3 protein-coding genes are annotated in these 6,190 nt (G+C 55.3%); all 3 read right to left on the bottom strand.

Going from position 1 to position 6,190, the window contains the following annotated elements:
- The coding region (locus tag ABX962_RS27055) for a flagellar cap protein FliD N-terminal domain-containing protein (RefSeq protein WP_372724067.1) at positions 1–561 on the bottom strand (561 nt) is incomplete at its 3' end.
- A 306-nt stretch (positions 562–867) separates the two neighbouring features.
- Positions 868–3,318, bottom strand: a complete 2,451-nt coding sequence (locus ABX962_RS27050) for a flagellin (protein ID WP_372724065.1) — start codon at positions 3,316–3,318, stop codon at positions 868–870.
- A gap of 505 nt (positions 3,319–3,823) precedes the next feature.
- Complete coding sequence (locus ABX962_RS27045; RefSeq protein ID WP_372724063.1) at positions 3,824–5,932, bottom strand: flagellin; 2,109 nt, start codon at positions 5,930–5,932, stop codon at positions 3,824–3,826.
- Positions 5,933–6,190 lie beyond the last annotated feature (258 nt).

Raw genomic sequence — 6,190 nt, 5'->3', positions numbered from 1 at the left:
GTCGTTGATCAGCGAAATCACATCGTCCATGTCTCGCGCACTGGAAAAATCGATCTCTGCCGATTTCCCCGAACGGTCGGTGATCCGCACGACGCCCGCTTCCACGCCGCGACCATTATTTAGACTCGAAAGCGCCACCGAATCATCGATCAGATTTTCGCCATGATTGATACTGATTTGGCCCGTAAAGCCCAACGCGGTATCGGAAGCACTGAATCGCTGTAGAGACGTGGTGTTATGAGTCGAGGCCGTTTGCAGCGTCCGCACCACATGGGTACCAACTTGGGCTGCACTTCCACTTTTGACCGACAACGCGTCGCTATTGGAAGACGTTGACGTTTTGCTTTTGAATAGCGTTGAGCTCGACAACCGATTCCCGGCAAGCTGGACGCCAATCACCGACGCAGTCAACTCGGCAATCGCCGCTTGTTTGTTTGCCAGCAATTCGGTGCTGGCGACCAAACGGTCACGCGGTTGGGCACTGATCGCAATCAACTGATCGACCGTACCGACGATATCGGTGCCGGTGATAAGCCCGACGGAAGATTGAATTCGCCCCATGAGTGTTTTGCAACATTAGTAATAGGAGTGCAGCATTGCGAAAAGCCGCAACCTGCGTCTTGAACGGTCGAGAAGGGCCAAGCTTGGCACCGGGTGAGTTCCACGCACCCCTTCCATGACTGGATCTGCGCAAGACTCTCCACTATTCCCTACCTCACAATCGACTATTACTAGCCCATTCGTCCAGAAAAAGATCCGCTATAAACGGTACTCTGTGACGGTAAGTGGGGTTGTCCGAGAATGACATCTTGCCGGCCGAGATCTCTCTCGACCGGCCGTATGCCAGTCAAACAGGAACATTTAGTCTTATCGTAGAAGCGACAGGACGTTCTGCGGGTTCTGGTTGGCGAGCGATAGCACGTTGGTGCCCGATTGAACCAGAATCTGAGCTCGTGTCAGGTTCGCCGACTCTTGAGCAAAATCCGCATCTCGGATCGAACTTTCGGCCTCTTGCAGATTGGCCATCGTTTCGTTCAAGCTGACCAAGTTGCTTTCGAGCGTCGTCGACTGGAACGCACCAAGTCGACCTCGAATGCTGGTCACTTGATCAATCGCCTCGGTGACAATTTGTGCGGCCTTGTTCGGGTCGTTCGTCAGCGATGCGGCTTCGCCACTGCCGAGTTGGAACAGTTTTCCCGAGGTTCCGCCGAGCCGAGCCGAGCCGACGCTGCCGATACCGATTCGTGCTTGTTGGTTGCTGACCACGTCGGAACCAAGTTGGAACAGGGCTCCACCGCCGGTGATGGTGAAGTCGACACTGTCGCTTGATCCGGCTTCGACGGTGATTGCCACGTCAAGCGTCGAGGTGTTGATCGACAACTCGTTGCCTTTGCCATTGGCATCCACCCCGTTGATCTTGGCCTTGATGTCGGCACCCGTGTCACGAGCTCCGGCACCGATCGAAGTTTCGAACGTACCCCCGGTTTCTTCTTGAATCACCCGCAGGTCGACGATGGCGTCCGAACCGTATTCGCTGGATGTCAGAACCAGTGAGGTTCCGTCTTTGGTTGCGGTGACGCCGGTCGCGTCTTTGACCAAGTTGATCTGGGTGATTAGGTCATCAATTCCGGTGCCGGCACTGACGTTAAAGACTTCAGAACCCGATTTACCAAGCAGTTCAAAAACGACGTCTTTTGCTAAACCGCCGGTTGCCAATCCACCGTCGGCGAAGGCGGTCGTGCTGTCGGTGTCGGTGCTGCCGTTGAAAGTCGTCAACGTGTCCCCGGCATCCGCTTCGGCGACATAAGTCCCTTCGGTATTGATCGCGTTGACAATATCGGCCACGGCGACATCGGTATCGTCGTCCACGGTGATGGTGATATTGCCGCTGCCATCCACGACCGCCGTTGGGGTCGTGGTTCCATCGACTTTGCTGAACGTGATCGTCGCACCGTTAGCGGTCGCACCGTTGGTCGTTGCGGTCAACGAGATTGACGAGGTCAAGGTCGCAGCGTCCGCACCGCCGGTCGGAGCCGTAATGGTCGGAGCCGCCGTCGTATTGTCGTAATCACCGACTGGAATCGTGTCACCGTTGGTGATCGCAGCACTGTAACCACTGATGCCGTCAATCGCCGCGCGAATCTCTTCCAATGTCGTCGTACCGCTATCATCGACGATCACTTCAATGTCGCCCGAACCATTAATGCTAGCGCTGGTGGTCGCACCGCTCGTTTTGGTGAAGACCAAGCCAATGTCGCCGGCCGCACCCGTGGCGTCGGCGGTAATGTCGATCGTTGCAGTACTGGTCGAAGCGTCGGCACCTCCGGTAAGCGATTCCGATCCGCTGGCCACCACATCGGTATTGTCGACGTTGACTGCCGCGACACTCGCAAAATCAAAGTCAGTGTTGCCGGACAATTCCGTTGCGATTGCAGCGAGGGTTTTGCCCTCTTCCAGCGTGATCGTCACTTCGCCCGAGACCGAGCTATCGATCGACGATGGCGTTCCCGATCCCACGGTTTGGACGATGATGTCCAAACCTTCGCCCGCAGCGCCTTCGAAGGCTCCGCCAGCCTTGGTGGTAAGTGTGAAATCACCCGCATTGGCAAGCGTGATCGTACCCGAAGTCGCTTCGGTTTGAGCATTCGCTTGGGTGAATTCGAGTGAACCAGCCGAATTAGCTGCCGTGACCGTGCGAGACAGATCGAGTGATCCCGCTGATTTTGCTGCGGGGGTCGCATCAGGAATGTTCGCGATCGAGACTGTGGCTTGTTCGGCAGCTGCTGTTACCGACACCGAAACATTCAACGAACCGTTAGGACCAAGATTTGCCTGATCGATCTGCAAATTGCTGATCTTGTTGAAGTTCGTGCCCGCTTTGGTCAAGAAGTCCAAACCACCGTCCAACAGCTTGCGACCTTGGAAGGTCGTCGTTTGCGCGATTCGGTTGATCGCTTCCAATGAACTGTCGATTTGCAGTTGGTTTGCCGCGATTTCTTCGTTGCTCAACGCCCCGGTGTTCGCTGCTTCGACGACCAATCCACGGACATCGTTCAGCAGGTTGCTGACCTGGCCCAACGCACTGTCGGCCGTGCTGATGATTTGGCTCGCACGCCGTGTGTTGCTGACTGCCTTTCCAAGACTGGTGATTTCCGATCGCAAAGCTTCACTTGCGATCAAGCCCGCCGGATCATCCGAGCCACTGTTAATTCTCAAACCGGTGCTCAAACGCGTCAACGCCGTTTGCAGGTCATTGTTGCTCGATTGTAGACGGTTCTGGGCGACGAGCGAGGGAACGTTTGTGTTGATTCTTGTCATGGTCTTAATTATTCCTGCGGCAAATCGAAAACGTGAAGGTACGAATCCGGCCGAAGTGAACCGGTGTTCCTGGAAAGGCTACGGAGTCCTAATGACTCAAACCTCGGATCGACACTTTTGCCGACAGTGTGAAGATCGGATGTGTCGCTAGAAACTCTGCGGGTATTGTCAGCAAAACTGAATCGGTCGACTCCAAAGTGCTCCGATATCAGGCATAGTCGTTACAGCTTGACCAGTTGACGCAGTTTCAAGGTCCGATTGGGCAAAATGGATTGGACTTTGACAAGTTAGAAACCCCACAACACTTGCGACCTGCCCCCCTCTGGTTGCGAGAATCTAGTTTTGCTGGGGAGATTGGGGCGAGAGGAATGAGGGGTGACGACCGTCGGAAGGGGGGCGGGGCGACGAACACGATCGCCCCCAAACGAAAACAGGCCGCTCGAGATTGCTCTCGAGCGGCCTGTCGCTACTATTAAAATCGTCTCATTCGACGCGGGCTTCGAAATTATCGAAGCAGCGAGAGAACGTTTTGAGGATTTTGGTTGGCAAGCGACAACACGTTGGTGCCCGATTGAACCAAGATTTGAGCACGTGTCAGATTCGCCGATTCTTTGGCGAAGTCCGCATCACGAATCGAGCTTTCGGCTTCTTGCAAGTTGGAAAGCGTCTCGTTCAAGCTGACCAAGTTGCTGTCGAGGGTCGTCGATTGGAACGCTCCAAGTCGCCCACGAATCCCCGTCACTTGCTCGATTGCTTGGCTGACGATTTCGGCTGCCTTCGAAGGATCATTGGCCAACGATGCCGCTCCCCCCGAGCTCAACTCGAACAACTTGCCGCTGGTTCCGCCTAAGCGAGCGGTGTTGACGCTGTTGATACCGATACGAGCTTGTTGGTTACCGACCACATCGGCACCAAGTTGGAACTTCGCACCGCCACCGGTGATGTCGAAGCTGATGTTGTCGCTCGATCCCTCTTCGACGGTTAGCGAAAGGTCAAGTGTCGAAGTGTTGATGTTTAGGCTGTTGCCTTTGCCATTCGCTTCGATACCGTTGACTTTGGCCTGGATATCCGCTCCGGTATCCCGTTTGCCCGCTCCGACGGCAGCGGTCAGCGTTCCGGAGGCTGCTTCGTTGATCACTCGCAAATCGACCACGGCATCGCTGCCGTAGGCGGTCGAGGTCAAGTTCAACGTGGTGCCGTCTTTGGTCGCTTTCACGCCCGTTGCATCGGACACCAAGTTGATTTGGCTAACCAATTCGTCAATCGAGGTGTTCTTGCTGACGTTGAAGACTTCCGATCCATTGGCGCCCTGCAACTCAAATACAGCGGCTTCGGCCAATCCACCACCCGCATCCACTCCGTCCACCAAGTTTGCACTCGCAGCGGTAGAGATTGTCGGATCGAACGTGGTGAAATCACCTCCGGTTTCAATTTCAGCGGTAAAATCGGTTCCCGCTTCAATGGCATCGACCACCGATGACAGCGTCACGCTGCTGGCATCGTCGACCGTAATCGTCAACACGCCAGTACCCGAGTCGAACGCAGCAGTTGGAGTCGTGGTGCCAGTCGCTTCGACGTAACTGATGCTAGAGATGTTGCTGGCGGTACCCGCAACGCTAGCGGTTAGGTTGATCGTTGCGGTTTCGGCGGTACCCGCATCGGCACCTCCTGCCAAACTTGTCTGAGTCAAAGTCGCAGCACCGACGTTGGTTGCACCACCGGTGGTGGTCAACGTTGCATCGTCGTCGTTGGCGTCAACAAACGCGTTGAATGCCGTAGCGATATCGTCCGCCGTGGCGGTCGAGTCGCTTGCCAGCGTGATCGTGTAGTCGTCACCCGACTTACTAACAACTGGCGAAGTTCCTGTGCCGCCTGACGCCACGACGGTAATGGAAAGATCGTCACCGGCCGCACCGGCGGTGTCCGCAGTGAGCGTGAAGTCTTCGCCGCCGAGTGTGAAATCCAAGGTCGACGCGACCGCCGCCGTTTGGCTGGTGAATGTGATATCGCCGGTGGCCGCAGTGGCAGTGATTCCCGCAGGAATGTCGGCCACAGCCACGGTGGCTTGTTCCGCAGCTTTGCTGACCGTGACATCCACCGATACCTTACCGGTGCTGCCCAAGCTTGCTTGGTCCACTTGCAGGTCTTTGACCTTGGCAAAATTGGTGCCAGCGGAAGTTTGGAAGCCCAAGCTGCCGTCAAGCAACTTACGACCTTGGAAGGTCGTGGTCTGTGCGATTCGGTTGATCGCTTCCAAAGAACTATCAATTTGCAGTTGGTTCGCCGCGATTTCCTCGCTGCTCAGTGCTCCGGTGTTCGCCGCTTCGACGACCAAGCCCCGCACGTCGTTGAGCAAGTTACTGACTTGGCCCAACGCACTGTCGGCGGTACTGATGATTTGGTTGGCGCGACTGGTATTGCTGATTGCTTTGTTTAGACCGGTGATTTCCGATCGCAACGCTTCACTGGCAATCAAACCCGCTGGGTCATCCGACCCGCTATTGATTCGCAAACCGGTGCTCAAACGCGTCAACGAGGTTTGCAGATCGTTGTTGCTACTTTGCAGACGGTTTTGGGCAACAAGTGACGAAACGTTGGTATTAATTCTGGTCATAGTTCTTTAATCCTCTGATTTTGCGGCCAATCGCATTAACGATGATGGATCCGGCCGCTAGAAAGGACCGGCAGACTTTAGGACTGCCTCGATTTTGGTACCGACCTTCGATTCCTACCCCATGAAGGCACTCTTGTCTGACGAAAAGATGGGTTACGAAAAGCGTGCGGACTGGGAAACTTGATCAAGCTTTCCCTCAGACATGCAAAAACTCACTATCCGTGGGTGCCTAATCGGCACGATCGTTACAGAGGACCC

It is taken from the genome of Novipirellula sp., from assembly GCF_041583735.1.
In the GTDB taxonomy this organism is placed as follows: domain Bacteria; phylum Planctomycetota; class Planctomycetia; order Pirellulales; family Pirellulaceae; genus Novipirellula.
The sequence above is the reverse complement of the archived record's forward strand: the minus strand, read 5'-3'. Positions and strand labels throughout refer to the sequence as shown.

Coding starts and splice junctions, on each gene's coding strand:
- ABX962_RS27050 (WP_372724065.1), bottom strand. CDS start 3,318: ATGACAAGAATCAACACAAACGTTCCCTCGCTCGTCGCCCAGAACCGT.
- ABX962_RS27045 (WP_372724063.1), bottom strand. CDS start 5,932: ATGACCAGAATTAATACCAACGTTTCGTCACTTGTTGCCCAAAACCGT.